This window comes from Nocardia carnea NBRC 14403 (assembly GCF_000308515.1).
GTDB classification, from domain to species: Bacteria; Actinomycetota; Actinomycetes; order Mycobacteriales; family Mycobacteriaceae; genus Nocardia; species Nocardia carnea.
The window spans coordinates 15,483-36,146 of the sequence record NZ_BAFV01000015.1; the positions used below are offsets into that span (position 1 = coordinate 15,483).

The 20,664-nt window shown below is 67.2% G+C and carries 15 protein-coding genes; 10 read left to right on the forward strand and 5 right to left on the reverse strand.

Translation table 11 applies throughout. From position 1 onward, the window contains the following. Positions 1-48 precede the first annotated feature (48 nt). Positions 49-1,689: a type VII secretion protein EccE gene (gene eccE / locus ON22_RS04155; RefSeq protein WP_231508571.1), complete on the reverse strand. Its 1,641-nt coding sequence runs from the start codon at positions 1,687-1,689 to the stop codon at positions 49-51. Between the two features lie 288 nt (positions 1,690-1,977). On the opposite strand from eccE, the gene eccB reads away from it, so the two are divergent. Beyond that, on the forward strand, positions 1,978-3,480 hold the full coding sequence (gene eccB, locus ON22_RS04160; protein WP_033244632.1) for a type VII secretion protein EccB: 1,503 nt from the start codon (positions 1,978-1,980) through the stop codon (positions 3,478-3,480). Positions 3,481-3,560: 80 nt separating this feature from the next. Here eccB and eccA read toward each other — a convergent pair whose 3' ends face one another. Next, positions 3,561-5,399, reverse strand: a complete 1,839-nt coding sequence (gene eccA / locus ON22_RS04165; RefSeq protein WP_033244286.1) for a type VII secretion AAA-ATPase EccA — start codon at positions 5,397-5,399, stop codon at positions 3,561-3,563. A 279-nt stretch (positions 5,400-5,678) separates the two neighbouring features. Here eccA and eccD point away from each other — a divergent pair, with 279 nt between their 5' ends. Genes eccD through ON22_RS04180 form a run of 3 tightly spaced genes read left to right on the forward strand, consistent with a single transcriptional unit; the run spans position 5,679 to position 12,673 of the window. After that, on the forward strand, positions 5,679-7,166 hold the full coding sequence (gene eccD, locus ON22_RS04170) for a type VII secretion integral membrane protein EccD (RefSeq protein ID WP_063820530.1): 1,488 nt from the start codon (positions 5,679-5,681) through the stop codon (positions 7,164-7,166). Continuing rightward, on the forward strand, positions 7,163-8,569 hold the full coding sequence (mycP, locus tag ON22_RS04175) for a type VII secretion-associated serine protease mycosin (protein WP_086007663.1): 1,407 nt from the start codon (positions 7,163-7,165) through the stop codon (positions 8,567-8,569). The genes eccD and mycP overlap by 4 nt, the downstream gene beginning before the upstream one ends. Before the next feature lie 45 nt (positions 8,570-8,614). Then, on the forward strand, positions 8,615-12,673 hold the full coding sequence (locus tag ON22_RS04180) for a type VII secretion protein EccC (protein ID WP_033244288.1): 4,059 nt from the start codon (positions 8,615-8,617) through the stop codon (positions 12,671-12,673). Positions 12,674-12,740: 67 nt separating this feature from the next. Here the strand turns inward: ON22_RS04180 and ON22_RS04185 are convergent, their stop codons facing one another. Further along, positions 12,741-13,355, reverse strand: a complete 615-nt coding sequence (locus ON22_RS04185; RefSeq protein ID WP_051157145.1) for a GNAT family N-acetyltransferase — start codon at positions 13,353-13,355, stop codon at positions 12,741-12,743. Between the two features lie 9 nt (positions 13,356-13,364). Beyond that, on the reverse strand, positions 13,365-14,165 hold the full coding sequence (locus tag ON22_RS04190; protein WP_051157146.1) for a GntR family transcriptional regulator: 801 nt from the start codon (positions 14,163-14,165) through the stop codon (positions 13,365-13,367). A gap of 171 nt (positions 14,166-14,336) precedes the next feature. Here ON22_RS04190 and ON22_RS04195 point away from each other — a divergent pair, with 171 nt between their 5' ends. Next, a complete protein-coding gene (locus ON22_RS04195) occupies positions 14,337-14,837 on the forward strand; it encodes a DUF4254 domain-containing protein (RefSeq protein WP_033244289.1) in 501 nt (166 codons plus the stop codon). 576 nt (positions 14,838-15,413) lie between these two features. Here ON22_RS04195 and ON22_RS37800 read toward each other — a convergent pair. Then, positions 15,414-18,245, reverse strand: a complete 2,832-nt coding sequence (locus ON22_RS37800; RefSeq protein ID WP_231508572.1) for a MinD/ParA family ATP-binding protein — start codon at positions 18,243-18,245, stop codon at positions 15,414-15,416. Between the two features lie 318 nt (positions 18,246-18,563). Here ON22_RS37800 and infA point away from each other — a divergent pair, with 318 nt between their 5' ends. The 5 genes from infA to rpsD all read left to right on the forward strand — a co-directional run bounded on the left by infA (position 18,564) and on the right by rpsD (position 20,618). Then, positions 18,564-18,785, forward strand: a complete 222-nt coding sequence (infA, locus tag ON22_RS04205; RefSeq protein WP_003418601.1) for a translation initiation factor IF-1 — start codon at positions 18,564-18,566, stop codon at positions 18,783-18,785. A gap of 106 nt (positions 18,786-18,891) precedes the next feature. Continuing rightward, a complete protein-coding gene (gene rpmJ / locus ON22_RS04210) occupies positions 18,892-19,005 on the forward strand; it encodes a 50S ribosomal protein L36 (protein WP_025347279.1) in 114 nt (37 codons plus the stop codon). 189 nt (positions 19,006-19,194) lie between these two features. Next, a complete protein-coding gene (rpsM, locus tag ON22_RS04215) occupies positions 19,195-19,566 on the forward strand; it encodes a 30S ribosomal protein S13 (RefSeq protein WP_033244290.1) in 372 nt (123 codons plus the stop codon). Positions 19,567-19,576: 10 nt separating this feature from the next. After that, the gene (rpsK, locus tag ON22_RS04220) at positions 19,577-19,990 is read left to right on the forward strand and encodes a 30S ribosomal protein S11 (RefSeq protein WP_033244291.1); all 414 of its coding nucleotides are present in this window, start codon (positions 19,577-19,579) and stop codon (positions 19,988-19,990) included. A gap of 22 nt (positions 19,991-20,012) precedes the next feature. Next, entirely contained in the window at positions 20,013-20,618 is a 606-nt protein-coding gene (gene rpsD, locus ON22_RS04225; protein WP_033244292.1) for a 30S ribosomal protein S4, read from the forward strand. Positions 20,619-20,664: the final 46 nt, after the last annotated feature.

The window sequence follows — 20,664 nt, forward strand, 5'->3', positions numbered from 1 at the left end:
CCGGTTGGATCGGATGAGGATCCAACCGGCCGTTGCCGTATCTGTGGGTCAGCGAGCCGCGAGTGATTCGCCGATGTAATGCATTTCCTCCCGGGTCGTCACCATATTCACCGTCGTCGTCACCGCCGGCGTCCGCACGGTGACGCGGTTGGGGGTGGCGGGATCCTGGATCAGCGAAACATCCGCGTCGACCGTGCCCGGCGGTTCGTGCGGTTGCCGCACATGCACGATGGTCGCGCCACCGGCATGGGATACCGGTGGGACTCCGTCGAATACCAGCACCGTGGTGCTCGGGTAGGGCGCCGTGGGCAACGGCGGCGGGCCCGGCGGGTGATAGCTGGCACCGGCGGCACGGGGGGCGATGGTGAGGATCTGCGGGGTATCGAGGTTGCGGACCATCGTCTGCCATGCCTCCGGCCGGGCGGTATGCACGATCGCGTGTGCGCCGAGACCGGTGGCGCGCAGGATCACCTGCTGAGCCAGGTCCAGAGTGCCGATCACCTCCAGCTGGCGGGTGCCCTCGCCGACGAGCGGTACAGCGATACCCTGCCCCTGGTCATCGGCACCGATGAGCTGCCCGCAACCAGCGGTCGGGACGGTGAACTCGGTCAGCGCCGCGAGGGTGCCGCGGTAGGCCACATCACGCCCCCAGTGGCCGGTGAAACCGACCGGCAGCGTATCGAGCAGGATGCGCAGCTGGTTTCCGTACAGTTCGCGCAGGCCCTCCAGCGGGGGCTTCTCGGGTGGCGCGACCGTATCGAAGCGAACCACGGCGTTCAGGACCACGGTTTCGGCCAGTTCGGTATGTGGATCGCCACGGTTGATGCCGGGCCGTAGCCGCAGCGTCACGGTGGTCGACAGGCTGGGCACCGCCCAGATATCGGCCAGCCCGCGGGGCCCCACCATATCGGCGCCGATCTGGTACTGCGCCAGATGCCGGCCCTGGGATTCCAGCCATTTCGGTGATTCGGTGAGCTGGTCCACGGCGAAGCCGTGGGTGAGTTCGCGGACGGCGGTGTTCATCTCGGTCGCGGTCAGCACGGAGGCGGCGATATCGTGCGCGGCCAGCCGGTTCGCCACCCGCCGCGTCGCGATGATGGCCGCGCGTAGCGCTCCGGCACCGCCGCCCCCGCGGTTGTCGACGGCTTCGGCATTGGCCAGGGGATCCAACCGCAGCACCAGCCAGCACGTTCGGTGGGCGATGGCCGGCAGGGGCCCGAGTATCCGGTCGTAGAGGTGTGCGGCGATTCCCGTTCCCGCGGTCCGCGCGCCGGTACTCACCACATCGATACCGGCCAGAGTCAGATCGAATTGATCCAGGCAGCGCGCGATTTCGGGAAGTGGCAGCAGCTGTTCGGTATTGAGCGACCCGGGCCGTAGCAGGGTCAATGTGTCCGGCGGGGGGTCGATACGCAGCATGGTCAGCAGCAGATCGCCGTCCCAGCGCACTCCGTATCCGCCGCCCTCGGGCAGCGGCACATCGAAGGCCGCGGCCTGTTCCAGCCGCTCGGCCGCAATAGTGCCGCGGCGGGCGAGTATCCCGCCGATCCGGGCGACCGGCGTCCGGCCACCGATGGGGGCGAGACCGATGAGGCCGGTGACGATCCCGGCACCGAGCGAATACCAGACCGAGTTGCCGATGGCGAGCACGATCCAGGCGATCGCCGCCGCAGCGAGAACGCCGGGCACAACAATTCGAAGTGGAAATATCCGGAACAACCAGAATTCTGGGTCCCGTAAAGTGTCGTAAGCCGACCGGCGAGTATTCACCGAATCCGGAGAAACCATCGGTTCCGGAATTTCGGATCGGAGTTCCCCGGTGTTCATCGTCTCGTTCACAGTTGTTTGTTCCTGCCTCGGCTGCATTCGCTTACCGGTGCGCCAGCGGCGATTCCACCGATATGGGCCGACGTAACCGTCGGGAATTACGGTACCGTGTCGAAAGAGATTGCGGTCGACAGCGCGATGGAGTCCCGAGTGCCAGCACAGCTGACTACCCGTGCCCAGGTGAACGGGTACCGTTTCCTGCTACGCCGGCTCGACCACGCACTGGTCCGCCGCGATGTGCGCATGCTGCACGATCCCATGCGCTCCCAGATCCGTTCGCTGCTGGTCGGTCTGGTGCTCGGTATTCTCATCATCGCCGGGGCGGCCATTCTGGCCTTTCTGCGTCCGCAGGGAGCGATCGGTGACGCCTTGATTGTCTCCGGTAAGTCCAGCGGTGCGCTGTATGTGGTGGTAGAGAAGCAGGACGGCAGCCGGACCCTGCATCCGGCGCTGAATCTGGCCTCGGCGCGGTTGATCACCGGAAGCAACGCCGAACCGCATGCGGTCAAGGACGATAAACTGGGGGAGCTGCCGCGTGGCCCGCTGCTCGGCATACCAGGTGCCCCGGCCGCGCTGCCGGGTTCGGCGCAAGGCGGGGATTCGCACTGGTCGCTGTGCGAGAGCATCGAATTGTCCGCGGGTGGTAGCGCGGCCTCGGCGGCCGGTGCGACGACCACTGTTGTCGGGGGCACCCCGAACCTCACCGACCGGATTCGCGCCGCCACCCCGGCCGAAGCGCTGCTGGTATCCCGCGACGACAAGACCTACCTGATCTACGACGGCAAACGCGCCGAAATCGACCCCGGCGATTCGGTGATCGCCCGCGCCCTCGACCTAGCGGTCCACCGTCCGCGACCGGTCGGCACCGGATTCCTCGGTGCCACCACGCAGGTCGCCCCGTTGAAGGCGCCGGTTATCGACCGCGCCGGCGAGCCGGGCCCGGGACGGTTGTCCGATGTGCCGGTGGGTGGAATCATTTCCGTCGCGAGTGTCGGCGGCGACACCCGCCCGGAAATGTATGTCGTACTCGCCGACGGGGTTCAGCCGGTCTCGCCCTTCACCGCCGAGGTGATCCGCTACGCCGATTCACAGGGGATGAGCGAGGTCCCGGTGCTGCCGCCCGACGTCCTGGACGAGGTCCCGGTGGTTCAGCGGTTGCCCGTGGCGGATTTTCCGGAGGCGGTCCCGGAGATCGTCGCGGCCGAGGATGGGCCGGTGACCTGTATCGCCTGGTCGAAATCACCGGGAACGGCGCCCGCGGAAGAAGGTGCCGGGGACGGCCCGGAGGAACGGGCCTCGGTAGGGCTGCTGGTCGGCACCGAGCTGCCGATTCCGGAGTCGGCCGAACCGGTCCGGCTGGCCACCGCGGACAGCAGTGGCGACCGGGTGGACGCGGTGTACGTCGAACCCAGCCACGGTGAATACGTCCAGATCACCGGTATGGAACCGGGTAGCCCGCGGCGTGGGAGCCTGTTCTATGTCGCCGACAACGGGATCCGCTACGGCGTCCCCGATCCCGCCATCGCGAATGTTCTCGGTCTGGGCGATACTCCGCATCTGGCACCGTGGGCGATCATCGGGCAGCTCGTTCCCGGGCCCACGCTGGACCCGCGCGAGGCGCTGGTCAGCCACGATTCACTGACGGAGGGCTGACCGCGGACGGCGACCGGCAGTCGTCCTGTTCGGTCGCCCGGCCTTTCGCGAAGCGCTTTCGCACGCCGCGCGGGAACGCATCAGTCGGTGGCGCTTCCGCCGATCCCCAGCGAGTCCAGGATGGTGGCCAGCGCGAGCCGCATATCGGGTTCCTCGATACGCCGCAGTACCGCCTCGTCGATATCGGTGAGGTCCAGGTTTTCGTCGTTGGCCAGCCGGAACTCGCGCTCCTCCTCGGCCGCCTCGATGACATTGCGGATGAACCGGCCGTTGCCGGCGAGGTCCACACCCCGGCGCGGCTGCCCGCTCTGGTCGGTGCTCTCCATCGCGTACAGCCGGTCGCATGCCCGGATCAGCACCTTCAGCGCCTCCTCGGACAGATCCGAATCGCGCTTCTTCGCGATCACCTCTCCGATACGGCCGAGCTCGGTCGCGCTGTAGGACGGGAATTGCAGGCGTTTGGCGAAGCGAGAGGCCAGACCGTCGTTGGCGGCGAGCAGCCGGTCGATTTCGCCGTCGTAGCCGGCGATGATGACCACCAGGCGATCCCGGTCGTTCTCCATCCGGGCGAGCAGCGTATCCACCGCTTCGCGACCGAATGCGTCTCCGCCGGACAGACCTGTCTGGATGAGGGTGTAGGCCTCGTCGATGAACAGCACACCGTCCATCGCGCTGTCGATCAGCTTGTTGGTCTTGATCGCTGTGCTGCCCAGATGCTCGCCGACGAAATCCGCACGTTTGGCCTCGACCATCTTCTCGGTCTGCAACAGGCCGAGACCGCAGTAGATCTTGGCCACCACCCGGGCGATGGTGGTCTTACCGGTGCCGGGTGGCCCGGTGAAGGCGAGGTGCTGACCGCGGGGCACACTGGCCATCCCCTTCTCGGCGCGGATCTTGGCCAGCTGCGCGGTCGACTGCAGTTTGGCGACCTGGGTTTTCACCGAGGCCAGCCCGATCTGCGAATCCAGTTCCGCCCGCGCTTCGGCCAGCGTCTCCTTGGCTCGGTCCTGCACCTCGGCCCGGTTCATCTGCTCCATCGTGGGGGAGGAGGCGGGATCCCATTTATCGGTGCGGGCGGCGATGACATCGCGGCTGGTGACAGTGATCCGGAAGGTGCGATCGCGCATGGCCGAAGCATTCGCCTCGAAATCCGGGGCCTGCGAGTACACCTTCTCGAACAGAGCCTGGGCCTCGTCCTCGTTACCGGTTTCGCGCAGGCACAGGCCACGGCAGAACATGGCGGTGGATTGGGCGGCGGGGATCGGGCCCTGCTCGGCGGCCTGCATCCGGCGGATCGATTCGGCGAACAAACCGAGTTGGGCACAGGCCGTCCCGACCATCACATGCGCGCCCGTGGCGAGGTAGGGATCGTCCCATTCCGCGGAGCCGGCGAGGACGGTCATCACATCCGGCCAGCGTTGGGTGGTGTAGTGCAGTACCGCGCGCACATACGCGGCGATCCGGTTGTCGGGTTCGCGTTCGGCTTCGCCCAACTGCCCCTTGCGGAATTCGTCCAGCTGATCCAGCGTGCGCTCTGCCTCGTCGAAGTCCTTGTCCGCCATGAGCTGGGCGGCCCAGGCGAGAGAAATCTCGGTGCGGCTGGACAACGGGTAGTCGATGTAGAGGCCGGGCTGGAAGCGGCCCGCCAGTTCGCGCGGCCGCAGACCCACCCGGCGCTGTTCCCGATACAGCGTGCTGTCGCAGGTCTTCTGCAGGTTGAACAGCACGTCCTTGGTGAGTTCACCGGCAGCGGCCCGGCCCAGCCAGGCGTCGCACATACCGGGATCCCATTCGGTGGCGCGCTGGAACGCCAGCTTGGCGTACTCGAGGTCGCGGGCGGACTCCTGCCCCTCGATGGACAATCCGAGCGACAGAACCCCGGCGTCGAATGCGCGTTGAGCTTGGCGGTTGCCGGTCATTGCAGGCGCTCCCCGAATTCTTGTATAGGCGTGAAGAGAACGATTATCTGGATACCAGACTACCGATCGCGCGCGACTCGGTGCTCCGATACATTGGGTTCAGTTGCCGGGAGGACGCAACGCCAGGCCATCCAGCTGGGAGTGCTCGACAATTGCGGAAAACACTGATACGGGCCCTGTTCCGCATCGCGGCAGCACCGGAGAACGAAATGCGGACGGCGGGAAAATGAATTGTCGACCGCCGAGGCGTGAATTGTTGATCGGAATGTGGGTGGGGAGATGAGTACAGTGGTCGAAACGCCGAGCGCCACCCGCGCGCAAGAGCCGGAGCTGAGCCGGGTTTCGGTTATCGGGGGCAACACCCAGGTCGATGTGGGGCTACCCGCGACGGTGCCGATCGCGAGCTTCATCGCGGATCTGGTGGCGCTGATCGAATCGCGTAACCCGGCTCTGCCGGAATCCGAGGACGATGCGGGACCGCTCGACGCGCAGCACTGGACCCTGGCCCGGCTGGGACGCGAGGCGATCGCACCGAGTCGCACACTCACCGAGGCCGAGGTCTACGACGGTGAACTCCTGGTACTTCGCAAGGTCGGCGCGAAGGAAGCGCCCGCGCTGTTCGACGATGTGATCGATGCGGTATCCCGGCTCACGGCCGAAGAATTCACCGGATGGACGGGTGCGGCGGCGCGCTGGATGGGCCTGGTCGTCTCGCTGTTCGCCGTGCTCACCACGCTGGCCGTGCTGGTGCTGTCCCGGGGCGCCGGTGATCCGCTGGCGCCGGGGCTGGTGCTGCTCGGCACCGGCCTGGGCGCGCTGGTGGCGGCGGGGATCACCGCACGCAGATATGGCGACGAAATCACCGGTACGTGGTTGTCGGCCGACGGGCTGCTGCTGTTGTTCGGTGGCGCCGGACTGCTGGTTCCGGGAACTCTCGGCAGTCCCCACCTGCTGCTGGGGAGTTCGGTTCTGCTGGTGGCCGCGGTCCTGGGGTACCGGCTGACCGGAGTGGGCGCCACGCTCTTCTCCTGTGCGGCGGCCGCTGCGGTAATCGGTCTGGTCACCGCCGTGATCTATCTCATCTGGCATCCGGGCCTGCCGAAGGTGGGTGCCGGACTGCTGGTCGCCGGCATCATGATCCTGTCCATGGTGCCGCGGCTGGCGGCGCTGCTGGCCAGGTTGCCGGTCCCGCCGGTACCGACAGCGGGCGCGGCGATCGATCCGGCCGATCACGAACCACGACCGACCATCGAAGGCATCGGTGCCATCGGCGCCACCGCGCTGCCGTCCGCGGCCGGGCTCGGCGAGCGGGCCCGGCGGGCCAACCAATTCCAGACAGGTCTCGTTGCCACCTGCACCGCCACTGCGGTGATCGGTGCGTTCGCGGTCGCCGACCCGCTGGGACCCTACCGCTGGCAGGGCATCACCCTGGCGGTCATCACCGCGATCATCCTGGCGTTGCGCGGCCGGTCGTTCGCCGATATCGCCCAGGCCGCGGTGCTGATCGGCGGCGCCTGCACGACCTTCGTGGCATTGATCGCCGGATTGTCTTTCGGCGACGGCGATCTCATCCTGCTCTGTGCCGGCATCCTGCTCGCCTTCACTCTCGGCGTGGTCGGTTTCGGAGTGATCGGGCCACATATCGAGGTCACCCCGGTGGTTCGCCGGATGATCGAGCTCTTCGAGTATGCGCTGATCATGGCGGTGATCCCGCTGGTGCTGTGGATGATGGGTATCTACGGTATGGCCCGGAACCTGAGCCTATGAGCGTTCGACCACCGCGCAGGCTGCTTCGAATGATGGGCGCACTCACCGTATTCGGTGCGCTGACACTGCCCGGCTCGGTAGCGGCGGCGGTACCGCCACCGGTGGTCGACCCGGCTGCGCTGGCTGCCGCACAGGCGATCAGCGGCCGGCCTGCCCCGTTGGAACCCACCGAACAGAGCGCAGTGTGTGCCGAGCCGGTACTCACCGGCGCACCGCCCAGTGCGCCTCCGGTATCGCAGCAGGTGCTGAATCTCCCGGCGGCCTGGCAGTTCAGCCGCGGCGCGGGCCAGAAGGTCGCGGTCATCGATACCGGAGTGAACCGGCATCCGCGGTTGCCGCGGCTGCAACCCGGCGGTGACTACGTCTCCGATACCGACGGTACGGTCGACTGCGATGGGCATGGCACGCTGGTGGCCGGGATCATCGCCGCCCAGCCCAGCCCTCACGACGCGTTCGCCGGCGTCGCTCCCGACGCGGAAATCCTCAGTATCCGCCAGCTGAGCCTGGCGTACGAGAAGAAGGACAACAACAACCGCGATGCTCCCGGCAAGATCAGTACCGCCGGCTACGGCACCGTGCTCACTCTCGCGGGTGCAGTGGTGCGCGCCGTGGACCTGGGTGCCACGGTGATCAACATTTCCGAGGTGGCCTGCACCTCGGCCGGCCTGAACACCGCCGACGGAGCGCTCGGCGCCGCGGTGAAATACGCCTACGACCGCAATGTGGTGGTCGTCGCCGCGGCCGGGAACCTGCAGAGCGACGGTGCCTGCCAGAACCAGAACTCCGGCTCCGGCTGGGAATCGGTGGCCACGGTGGCCAGCCCGGCCTGGTTCTCGCCCCATGTGCTCGCCGTCGGTTCGGTGGACCCGAACGGCCAGGTCTCCGAGCTGTCGTTGAACGGGCCGTGGGTGCAGGTGGCCGCGATCGGCCGCAGTATCGTCTCGCTGGACAGCAAACCGGGGGGCACCGGCCTCGTCGACGGTGTGCAGACGAGCGAGGGTATCCGGTCGGTGGAGGGTACGAGTTTCGCCGCGCCCTATGTCGCGGGCTTGGCGGCGCTGGTGCGGTCGCGGTTTCCCGAACTCACCGCCGCGCAGGTGATGGACCGGATCACCCGCACCGCACACGGTCCGGGCACCGGACGCGACGACAAGATCGGGCACGGCCTGATCGATCCGCTGGCCGCGCTCACCGCCGAGCTGCCGCCCGAACCGGTCGGGGTGGGAGCGGCAGCCGCTCGACCCATAGCTGCGCCGGTCCAGCCCCCCGGACCCGATCCGCGGCAGCGCTGGATCGCGATCGCAGGTTCGGTGGTGTGCCTGTCGGCGTTGGCCATCGGTGCGGCGATCGCCTACCCGTTCCGCCGCCCGCAACGCGAACTGGACCTGGAACCGGACCCGTAATCACGGGTCGGTATCGATCGCCGGCTGCCGAATCGAGAAGGAATCATGGCTACCGAAGGCTTTGTACGCCGACCCCGTATCGCTCCGCCGCGAGCGCCGGGCGGTGAGGTCGCACTGACGGCGCCACCGGAGGTCCCGCGCGCCATACCGGCGCCGCTGATGATGAAGATCATGCCGGTGGTCATGGTGATCGCGGTGATCGGCATGATCGCCATGATGGCGATGATGGGCCGCAATATGCTGGCCAATCCCTTCATGATGATGTTCCCGATGATGATGATCATGTCGATGGTGGGCATGATGGCCGGTTTCAAGGGCGGCGGTGGTAAACGCGCGGTCGAGCTGAACGAGGAGCGCAAGGACTACTTCCGCTACCTGGATCAGATCCGTAAGGAAGTGCGCCGCACCGGGGGAAAACAGCTCGAATCCCTCGGCTGGAGTCATCCCGAACCTGCCGACCTGCTGTCGCTGGTCGGCACCCGCCGGATGTGGGAGCGCCGTCCCAACGACCCTGACTTCGGGCATGTCCGGGTCGGCCTGGGCAGTCACCGGCTGGCCACCAAACTGGCCCGCCCCGAAACCGGGCCACTCGAAGATCTGGAACCCGTTTCCACTGTGGCGCTGCGTCGTTTCGTGCGCACACATTCGGTGGTGCACCGGCTGCCGACCGCAGTATCGCTGCGCGCCTTCCCGGCCATCAACATCGGTGGCGATCCGGCCGAGGCCCGCACGCTGGTGCGCTCGATGATCGTTGAACTGGCGGTCTTCCACGGTCCGGACCATCTGGCCGTCGCGATCGTCTGCAGTGACCCTGACGCCGCCGTCTGGTCGTGGGCGAAATGGCTGCCGCATCTGCAGCATCCCGTACAGCGCGACGGAATGGGCTCGGTGCGGATGATGTACCAGTCACTCGGCGAACTGGAAACCGCCCTTTCGGCGGAGCTGCTCGAGCGCGGCCGGTTCATGCGCAATCCGCAACCCACCCAGGGACGCCTGCATCTGGTCGTCGTCATCGACGACGGCTATGTCAGCGGTAACGAGCGGCTGGTGGCCGAATCGGGCCTGGATTCGGTGACCGTTCTGGACCTCACTGCCCCGGAGGGCGGCCTGGCCGTCCGGCGGGGTCTGCAGCTGGTTTGTTCGGACGGTGAGGTGTCGGCGAAGAGTGCCGCGGGCGTCGAACGGTTCGCGACCGCGGATTCGATGAGCACCGCCGAGGCAGAGGCGTTTTCCCGGGCGCTCGCGCGGTATCGCCTGGCGACGGCGGCACAGATCGTGAGCCTGGGGGAGGGCACCACCGCCGACCCCGGCCTCATGGCGCTCTTGAAGATCTCCAATGCCGCCCAGATCGATCCGGCTCGGGTCTGGCGGCCGCGCACCGCCCGCGAACGGTTACGGGTACCGATCGGGATCACTCCCGACGGGACGCCGGTGGAGATCGATATCAAGGAGTCGGCCGAGAACGGTATGGGCCCGCACGGCCTGTGTATCGGTGCCACCGGCTCGGGAAAATCGGAATTCCTTCGCACCCTTGTGCTTTCGCTGGTGACAACGCATTCACCGGATGCACTGAACCTCGTGCTGGTCGACTTCAAGGGCGGCGCGACCTTCCTCGGCCTGGATCCGCTACCCCATGTCGCGGCGGTGATCACCAACCTGGAAGACGAACTGTCACTGGTCGACCGGATGAAGGACGCGCTGGCCGGTGAGATGAACCGGCGCCAGGAACTGCTGCGTTCGGCCGGCAACTACGCCAATGTCACCGATTACGAGAAGGCGCGCGCCGCGGGCGTCCCCCTCGACCCGTTGCCGGCGCTGTTCGTCGTGGTCGACGAATTCTCCGAACTGCTCTCGCAGAAACCGGATTTCGCCGAGCTGTTCGTGATGATCGGCCGCCTCGGCCGCTCGCTGCATGTCCATCTGCTGCTGGCTTCGCAGCGGCTCGAGGAGAACAAACTACGCGGGCTGGAATCGCATCTGTCCTACCGAATCGGGCTGCGCACCTTCTCCGCCAACGAATCCCGCGCGGTACTCGGCATCACCGACGCCTACCATCTGCCCAGTGTCCCCGGCTCCGGGTACCTGAAGAGTGATGCGTCCGACCCGCTGCGGTTCAACGCCAGCTATGTGTCGGGCTCCTACGAGGCGCCGCAAGGCACCGCCACCGAGGACGGCAGTCCGGTGGCCCGGCGACGCCCCGGGTTGTTCACCGCCGCGCCCGTCGACGTCCCCGAATCGGCCGCCGGAGAACTCGAGCCGGAAGACAGCGCGGCCCCGTTCAACCCGCTGCTCGAACTGCCGCCTCCGCCGTCGCAAGTGGACACAGCGGCCCCGGACGGCGAGGGGGTGCCCGATTCGCTCCTCGATGTGGTGGTCAAACGGCTCACCGGTCACGGCCGGCCGGCCCACGAGGTCTGGTTGCCGCCGCTGGAGGAATCGCCGACAGTGGATATGCTGCTGCCCGAGCCCGATTGGCGGTCGCCGGTGAACCGGCACGGCCAGTTGTGGATGCCGATCGGCGTGATCGATAAACCGTACGAGCAGCGTCGCGATGTGCTCACCATCAATCTGTCCGGTGCGCTGGGCAATGTCGCGGTGGTCGGCGGTCCGCAATCGGGGAAGTCGACCACTCTGCGCTCCATCATCATGGCCACCGCAGCCACCCACACCCCCGAACAGGTGCAGATCTACTGCCTGGATTTCGGCGGCGGCAGTATGGCAGGCCTGGTCGGGACTCCTCATATCGGTTCGGTGGCCGGCCGGCTCGACGGCGACCGGGTACGCCGGACCATCGCGGAACTCACCTCGCTCATGCGCCAGCGCGAGGAGCGGTTCGCCGAGCAGGGCATCGAATCGATGGCCGAGTACCGCCGGCGCAAGTTCGTCGCTCTGCAGCAGGGGATAGCCGATCCGTTCCCCGAGGACGCGTTCGGTGACGTTTTCCTCGTGATCGACGGCTGGGCCGCCATCCGCGAAGAATTCGAAACGCTGGAGCCGCAGATCAATGCGATCGCCGGGCAGGGGCTGTCGTTCGGTATCCACCTGTTGGTCGGTGCCTCGCGCTGGGCCGAGATCCGGCCTGTGGTGAAGGACCAGATCGGTACCCGGATCGAACTACGTCTGGGCGATCCCACCGATTCGGAGATGGGCCGCCGAGTCGCGCACCAGGTGCCGGTGGGCCGGCCGGGTCGCGGCCTGACCGCCGATCATCTCCATATGCTCATCGCTCTGCCGAGGCTGGACTCCGACTCGGATGCGGCAAGTCTCGCCGAAGGGGTGTCGCGGGCGCGGACCGAACTGGCGCAGCTGTACCCGAACCGCCGCGCGCCGCAGGTCCGGATGCTGCCGCTGAAATTCGAGCGCGCCGAGTTGCTCGAACAGGCACGGGCCCGGGGAATCGAGAGCGGCGCCACGAAGGTCGTGGTCGGGCTCGGGGAGTCCGAATTGCAGCCGCTGGTCATGGATTTCAATGCCGAGCCGCATTTCATGGCCTTCGCGGATGTCGAAAGCGGTAAGACCACGCTGCTGCGCAATATCGTCATGGGGATCACCGAGAACTCGACGACCGAGCAGGCGCGGGTGATCATGATCGACTACCGCCGCACCATGCTCGGCTTGATCGAAGGTGATCAGCTCGCGGGCTATTCGACGTCCTCGCAGACCTGTGGTCCGATGATCAAGGAAGTCGCCGGATATCTGGCGAAACGTATTCCCGGCTCGGATATCACGCCGCAGCAGCTGCGCGAGCGGAGCTGGTGGTCCGGGCCCGAGATCTACATCGTGGTCGACGATTACGATATGGTCGCCGCCGGTAGTGCGAACCCGTTCCAGCCGTTGGTCGAATTCCTTCCGCAGGCCCGCGATATCGGTATGCATCTCATCGTCGCGCGGCGTATCGGCGGGGTGTCGCGGGCATTGTTCGACCCGATTCTGGGCATCATGAAGAACATGTCGGTGGAAACGCTGATCATGAGCGGTTCCAAGGACGAGGGCAAACTCGTCGGCGATGTGCGGCCCACCAAACTTCCACCCGGACGTGGCGTGCTGGTATCGCGGAGTCGCGGTATCGAGATGGTGCATATTGCCCACCTGGACCCGATCTGAGCCGATCTTTCGGAAGTACCCGGCGGGTCGTTGTCCGGCCGGCGCCGCGGCGCCGGCCGGACAGAGGTCAGCCGAAGGCAGGCAGGACGATCGGATATCGCGCCAGTGGTCTCATCCGCAGACGTGCCGAGTGCGCCCCGACGAGGATGTCGCCGGCCGGCCAGCTGTCGATATGCCGTTCGAACAGCGCGCAGGAAGGGCTCCGGCTGTCCGGCCCGGCGATCCGGGCCAGGTGGAACCCGGCCCGCCGGTAGTAGGCGTGCAGATCGGAATTGGTGGTCCAGGCATCCAACCGGACCCAGTGGCGGCCGCGGGCCCGGGTGAGGGCGGCGGCATGGGTGAGCAATCGGCAGCCGACACCCTGGCCCGCGAAGCGCAGGTCCACGATCAGATAGTGCACGATGAGCGAATCGGCGAGTTCGATCTCGGTCCACAGTTGTTCGTCGGCGCGGTCGTTCACGGTGATCGTCCCGGCCGGGTCCCCGTTCACCTCCGCGATCCAGGTTTCCCCACCCGTCAGCGCGCGGTCGACGACTTGTGCGAAATAGTCGATCGATAGTCCCGAGGCCTCGGTGGACCACTGGTCGGAGCCGCGGGCGGCGAGCCATGAGGCGCGTTGTAGCCGCAGGCGACAGATCAGGTTCAGATCATCGAGAGCGGCCGGCCGAATCTGCACGGTCATGGGCTAGAATCATATCCCGGACCGTTCGGTCTGTTCCAGCACGGCACGAATAACGCCGGTACCTGCGGAGTCGCCCAGTTCATAGGCCAAACGGTTACTGGCGGCGATAGATCGATGCCGGGTGACCCGGGTGACCCGGTCGTGATTCGCGCCGATACGCACGTGGTCCAGCAGGACGGTCCCGATGGCGACCCCCAGGACCACCGCCTCCTCGGCATTCGCCGGGCGGGCGACGATGGTATCGCGGTATGCCGTCTCGGCATATCCGCGGTCGGCCAGGCGCCGGGTCGTGCCCTCGGCGATATCGTGCGGCGAATCTATTCCGGTGGCCTCGGCCAGGTCTCGTGGATAGAAGCTCACCTCCCACGACCACGGCTCGTTGTCCAGGAATTGCACGACCGTACGGGCCAGCACCCAGGAATCCACCGGAATACCGAGCAGTTCGGCGATCTGCTGATCCGCCGGCTCCATCCGGGCGGTGAATTCCTTGGTCGGGACACGCCCGGCGGCTCGGGCGATCTCTTCGAAAATATCGTGCGACGCGCGCGGCCGATTCGGCCGGATGTGGTCGGTCACCACGGATTCCAGAACTTCGCGGCTTCGGACGATCGTGCCGCGAGAGGTAGCCGTATAGACAAGATTTTCGGTGACCAATACCTGGATGGCGTTACGTGCCGTGGTCAGTGAAACCTGCATTTGCTCGGCGAGTTCCGAGTGGCTGGGCAGGCGGTCCCCGGGCCCCCACTTACCTGCTCGTATTTCCTCGCGGAGGTGGTCCGCGATCCGTCGATACGTCGGACCGTCCGCCATCGTGCTCCTCGGGTGGTCTCCAGGTAACGAAGTGTACGCTTTTCGTGTCGGGGGTGGCCGTTATCGCTTGACAGTCGACTTTCGCGGTTTATTGTAATCAACGTACTGACCCGGTGTTGTGCGGCGATGAACGGCGAGGCAACCGTGACAGGTTCGGATACAACAGTCGTAATGGCTCTTCCCAGCGCCCAGCGAGGCGCTGATCCTTTGGCGCAGAAGGGGACTGCCGGTCCACTGCCCAATTCCGACCTACTGGTGCGCGCTGCGCGCGGGCACCGGGTGGTCGGTGGGCAGCTGCTCTGGTACGCCCGCGATCTCGCCGTCCTCCACGAGCGCAGACTGGTGGGGCGCGGCGGGTCGATCGTCACCGACCCCGACAGGCTGGTCGAGATCGATCGGCGGCGGATGGAATTGGTGCTGGCGATCGACGATTGGGTGGGACGCAACGTTCCACAGCATCGACTCGGCGTCACCCTGCACACCGAGACCGTCGGCGCGATCATCGACCGGCTCGCGGAATCGGCAGTCCGCGCGCACCACGCGTTGATGACCCTGGACGCCGATGACGAACTCCTGCACGGCGCCTGGCATCACCTGGCCGAACTGGCCGACGCCTACGACGCACTGGTGGGGGATGTCCTGGCCGGGCGTCGCCGACTGCCGGAGTGGTGAGCTCGCCGCCGAGCCTCGCAGGTGCTGCCCGGCGACAGGGTTCCCGTAAGCGCCGAGCGGAGCGGCCGACCGGGTGGCGAGCATGGGCATGCACCGAGTGCGTGCTCGCCACCTACGGCCCATCCGCGCGGATGCCGTGGGCGTGAGTTGTTTGGCTGCTCCCTCGGTGACCGTCAGGTTGGGGGCGTCCCAGGCGAGACACCGAGCGCCGGTCGCAGCGCTACTCGGTGGTGCAGGTCGGCCGCCGGGTGAATCGTGCGTGGCGGGTAGCCGCGAAGTCGCGGTGCCGGCGAGATGGAGTTATGGCACCGACCGGACCGACTCCCGTCGGCGAGTGGCTCGCCGACGGGTCCGGGCCTGAGGTGGTCACCCAGCGCATCTTGCGCGAAGTACAAGTACTCGCACCGTGATGGCCCCGGCGCCCCAGGGCACGCCCATCGACCGCGCACATCGGTCGCACGTGGGGATTGCTGTGCACCACCCGCGCGAACGCGAACCTCGAAGAACCACCGCCGGACGAGCTACCTGTCCGCCGGTGGGCGGCGACCGATGGGCAACCCGAATCCAGGACCCGGTTCAGCCGGCGTGATGCGGGCCGTAGCTGCGGCCGAAATCGTCGGCCACGGTGGCCGCGAGTTCCACGTACGCGCGCTTGGTTTCCTTCTTCAACCGGGGCAGATCGATCTCCGCGCCCTCGGACATATGCGGGTCGAACGGGATCATATGCACAGCCCGGCAGCGGGACAGGAAGTACTGCCGCAGCTGCTGGACGTCGATATTCGGGGTGCCGTCGCGCGGTGAATTGATCACCACCACCGCGTTCTGCACCAGATGGTGGTAGCCGTGCAACGACAGCCAGTCCAGTGTGGCCGAGGCACTCTGCGCGCCGTCGATCGCGGTCGGGGAGATCAGCACCAGCGAATGCGCCAGTTGGAGCACGCCCGCCATCGCCGAATGCATCAGGCCGGTCCCGCAGTCGGTGAGGATGATGTTGTAGAACCGCTGCAGGATACGGGCGACCGCGCGGTACTCGTCCTCGTTGAACGCCTCCGAGGCGGCCGGATCCCGTTCGCTGGCCAGTACTTCGAGCCGGCTGGTGGCCTGTGACGTATGCCGGCGCACATCCGAATAGCGCTGGATGGCCGGGTCGAGCAGCAGATCGCGGACGGTGGACCGGGTCTGCAGCGGCACCCGCTGCGACAGCGTGCCGAAGTCTGGGTTGGCGTCCACCGCGATGACGCGGTCGCCGCGGATGGAAGCGAAGGTCGAACCCAAGCCGATGGTGGTGGTGGTCTTACCGACACCGCCCTTCAGCGAGAGCACCGCGATCCGGTAGTCGCCACGGACCGGCTGGCGGATCCGCGCCACCAGCTCCAGCATCCGCCGCTCTTCGGCGGACATCCCCGGATTGATCTTCCCACCGGAGGCGTGGTGCACGACCTTGCGCCAGCCGCTGCCGGCCGGTTTCTTGGCGCGCCGTACCGAAACATTGTCCAGGGCGGGTCCATTGGGGCCGAACTGCTGCGGCGGGTTCTGCGGAGTCTGCGGGTTCTGCCACTGGCCACCCTGCGGCCCCTGCTGTTGCCAGGCTCCCGGCCCGGCCTGCTGCGGCGGTCCGGGATCAGCCGGCGGCGCCTGGTTCTGCCACTGCTGGGCGGGCGGCTGATTCGGCTGCTGATGCGGGCCGGGGGCGGGATGGCCCGTGGGCGGGCCACCGTGCTGGGCCGGCATACCGGGCGGCGCACTTGCCGGGCCCGGCTGCTGCGGGATGGAGTGCTGCGCACCCGATGGCCAGTTCGTGGATTGTTCCGGCGCTTGCCATTGGGGACCCGGCGCGTTCAGCGGCCGGGGCGCGGGTGCGCTCTCCGGTGCCTGCCACTGCGGCGCATCCGTAGCGGGTGTCGGCGCGCTCGAGTGGTCGACCACGGGGGGAGACTCCGGTGCCTGAGCGAACTGCCCGGCCGGGTAATTATCGGACACTGGTGCGCCGCTGGACCGTGGGCCGAACTCCGGCGCGCTACCGTCGCCGGCCGAATCGGGCCGGTTCGCGATCGGGTGTGCACCGCTGCCGTGTGGGCTCGGCGTGCCGTGGGCCTGTTCGGGCTGGTTCGCAATCGGATGTGTTCCGCTGCCGTGCGGGCCCGGCGCGCTGTGAGGCGGAACGGCCCGGCTCGAGACCGAGGATGCGCCACTGCCGTGTGGGACCGATCCGCTGTCGGCCGAATCGGGTTGGTCGGCGATCGGGTGCGCGCCGCTACTGGGGGCAGTCGGAGCGCCGTCCGGCGAGTAGGGCTGCTGCGGCCCGGGGGTGACCGGCAGATCGACCGGGGCCTCGGCGGCCATATCCGTCTGCGCCGATTCCGTGTCCGGCGGGGGCGGCAGATCGGGGAGCCGGCGCAGTGGTTGCTGCGCTACCGGTGTGTCGCCGGTCGGAGGCGGATCGGGTAGCGGTGGCGGCGGGGGCCGGAAATCGCCGGCGCCGGTCGTGGGTGCGCCCGCCGACCGGTTCTGGGTGGGTGTGCTCGCGGAATCGTCCGATGGCGCCGGGTGGGGTGGGATCGGATGATGCGGCCGTAGCCGGTCGAACTCGGGAGCGGGTTGGCTCGGGTTGCGTACCGGTAGGCCGGTCCGGTCCGACTCCGGGGCCTGGAAGTCCGTCGGCGCGGCGGATGCGCCGAAACCGGAATCGGCAGCCGAGGTGCTCGGCCGGTCCGGCCCGGGTGCCTGCGGTGGCGCCGGCGTATCGGCCGGCGGGGCCGCCGCGGCGAACTGCTGCTGAGGCGGTGGTGCCGGTGGGAGACCCGTACCGTTCGGCGGCTGTTGACCGCCGGGGCCCCATTGCGGGCCCGAACCCCATGCCGGTTGTCCGTCCGGGGCCTGTGTCAGCGGCGCCTGCTCGGGTGGACCGGGGATAGTCGGCGGGGCCACCGGGGGATGCTGTGCCGGGGGCGCGCTCGGACCGGCCTGCGGGAACGCGTCCGGAGACGGGCCGGGCTGCGTGGGCCCATCCGCGGTGTGCGGATCGGTGGAGGGCTGCGGAACCTGCTGCGTAGACCACTGCGCGGTACCTTCGGCCCAGTTGTTGCGCTGCGACGGCCGGGGCCCGTTGTTGTTCGGTAGCAGCTCGCCGACGCGTTCTTCGAGTGAGGGCTCTGGCTTGTTCTTGTTGCGGAACCAGCCCTTGCCCTTTTTCTTGTCACCCTCGGAATCGGATCGGTCGTCGCCGCGTCCGCGCCGGTTGAAGAAGCCGTTGGCCGGTTCCGGAGTCTCCGGGATGAACTCGTCCTGCGGGAGATTCTCGACCGGTGGCGGCTCGTAGTTCCGGAAGTTCGTCTGCCCGACCCCGGTGACCTCGGTATCGGCCAGCCATGGCGGCAGCATGGGCAGGCCGTCGTTGCTGCCGCTCACCGGTTCCCCTCCTGGAATGGTCGTCCTCGGTCAGCGGCCAGTTTACGCGACAAGTCGCATTCCACTCGGCGCCGGGGAGACATCCACGCACGCCGCGCGACGCCACCAGCACTTACCCCTTTTTGCCCGATGGCAGACCTACCGGTAAGCTGACCAGGCGGTGTATCAAAGCGCCGCCTGTTCGTGTGCGATCGGTTGTGGACATCCGCGTTGTGCAGTGCGAGCCACCGTGGGTGGCCACCGCGGTACTTCGGCCGGGTGCACCGGGCAGTACCAGGTAATCAGACCAGGTTGAGTGTAACCGGGATCGCGGAGGATATGGCGAAGAAAGACGGGGCCATCGAGGTCGAGGGGCGGGTTGTCGAGCCGTTGCCCAATGCGATGTTCCGGATCGAGCTCGAGAACGGGCACAAGGTCCTCGCGCATATCAGCGGCAAGATGCGTCAGCACTACATTCGCATCCTGCCGGAGGACCGGGTCGTCGTCGAGCTGTCACCGTACGACCTGTCCCGCGGTCGGATCGTCTACCGATACAAGTGAACGATGTGAGCCCCGGCTCGCTCACCCGAGATTTCCCCGGTCGGGCACGACCGGGGTCAACTGTGTTCACACCCTGGTGTGGACCGCAACGAAAGATTGGACGGACGTGAAGGTTCAGCCGAGCGTCAAGAAGATCTGCGAGAAGTGCAAGGTGATCCGGCGTAACGGCCGGGTCATGGTGATCTGCGACAACCTGCGGCACAAGCAGCGGCAGGGCTGACACCGGCGCCGAGCACCGAACGCGGTTCGGATTGGCACACAGAAGAACTCCCAGCGCCAGCCGCACACTGAGGTTTTCCGGAATTTTTCCGGAGGGTGTGCGTGCCTACCCCCGGTACGGAGGCCGGGGCCCCACCAGACGAGGGGACGGACAGGGAGCAGACCTCCGCAACAGTGAAGGAACTGCCAGATGGCACGTCTCATGGGCGTCGATCTCCCGCGCGAGAAGCGCATGGAGATCGCACTGACCTACATCTACGGCATCGGTCGTACCCGCTCCCAGGAGATCTTGGCGGCCACGGGCGTCAGCCCGGATCTGCGCTCGAAGGATCTCACCGACGAGCAGGTCACGCAGCTGCGTGACTACATCGAGGGCTCGTCGCTCAAGGTCGAAGGTGACCTGCGCCGCGAGGTTCAGGCCGATATCCGTCGCAAGATCGAGATCGGCTGCTACCAGGGCCTGCGTCACCGCCGTGGCCTCCCTGTGCACGGCCAGCGCACCAAGACCAACGCGCGCACCCGCAAGGGCCCGAAGCGCACCGTCGCCGGCAAGAAGAAGTAGGGGATAACAGATGCCTCCGAAGTCCCGGGCCTCCGGCCCGAAGAAGAGCCAGAAGTCGCGTCGCAGGGAAAAGAAGAACGTTCCCCACGGCCACGCGCATATCAAGAGCACGTTCAACAACACGATCGTGTCCATCACCGACCCCACGGGCAACGTCATCTCCTGGGCGTCCTCGGGTCACGTCGGGTTCAAGGGTTCGCGCAAGTCGACCCCGTTCGCCGCGCAGCTGGCCGCCGAGAACGCGGCCCGCAAGGCGCAGGAGAACGGCGTCAAGAAGGTCGACGTGTTCGTCAAGGGCCCGGGTTCGGGCCGCGAGACCGCGATCCGTTCGCTGCAGGCCGCCGGCCTGGAGGTCGGCACGATCTCCGATGTCACTCCGCAGCCGCACAACGGTTGCCGTCCGCCCAAGCGGCGTCGCGTCTAAGCGGGAAGGAAGGTAGAGCACAATGGCCCGTTACACCGGACCCATCACCCGCAAATCGCGTCGCCTGCGCGTCGACCTGATCGGCGGTGACCAGGCTTTCGAGCGTCGCCCCTACCCGCCCGGCCAGCACGGCCGCGCGCGGATCAAGGAGAGCGAATACCTGCTGCAGCTGCAGGAGAAGCAGAAGGCCCGCTTCTCCTACGGCGTTATGGAAAAGCAGTTCCGCCGGTACTACGAAGAGGCCAACCGCCTCAAGGGCAAGACCGGTGACAACCTGCTGCGTCTGCTCGAGACCCGGCTGGACAACGTCGTGTACCGCGCCGGTCTGGCCCGGACCCGTCGTCAGGCCCGCCAGCTGGTCAGCCACGGCCACTTCCTGGTGAACAACAAGAAGGTCAACGTTCCTTCTTTCCAGGTCACCCAGTACGACATCATCGATGTCAAGGAGAAGTCGCTGGCGACCCTGCCGTTCCAGGTGGCCCGTGAGACCACCGGTGACCGTCCGGTCCCCGGCTGGCTGCAGGTCGTCCCGGGCCGGCTGCGGATCCTGGTGCACTCCATGCCGGAGCGCGCTCAGATCGATGTGCCGCTGCAGGAACAGCTGATCGTCGAGTACTACTCGAAGTAACCGGCCGGCTGTGCCGCTGGTGCGGGTCGTCGAGGTGACGGCCCGC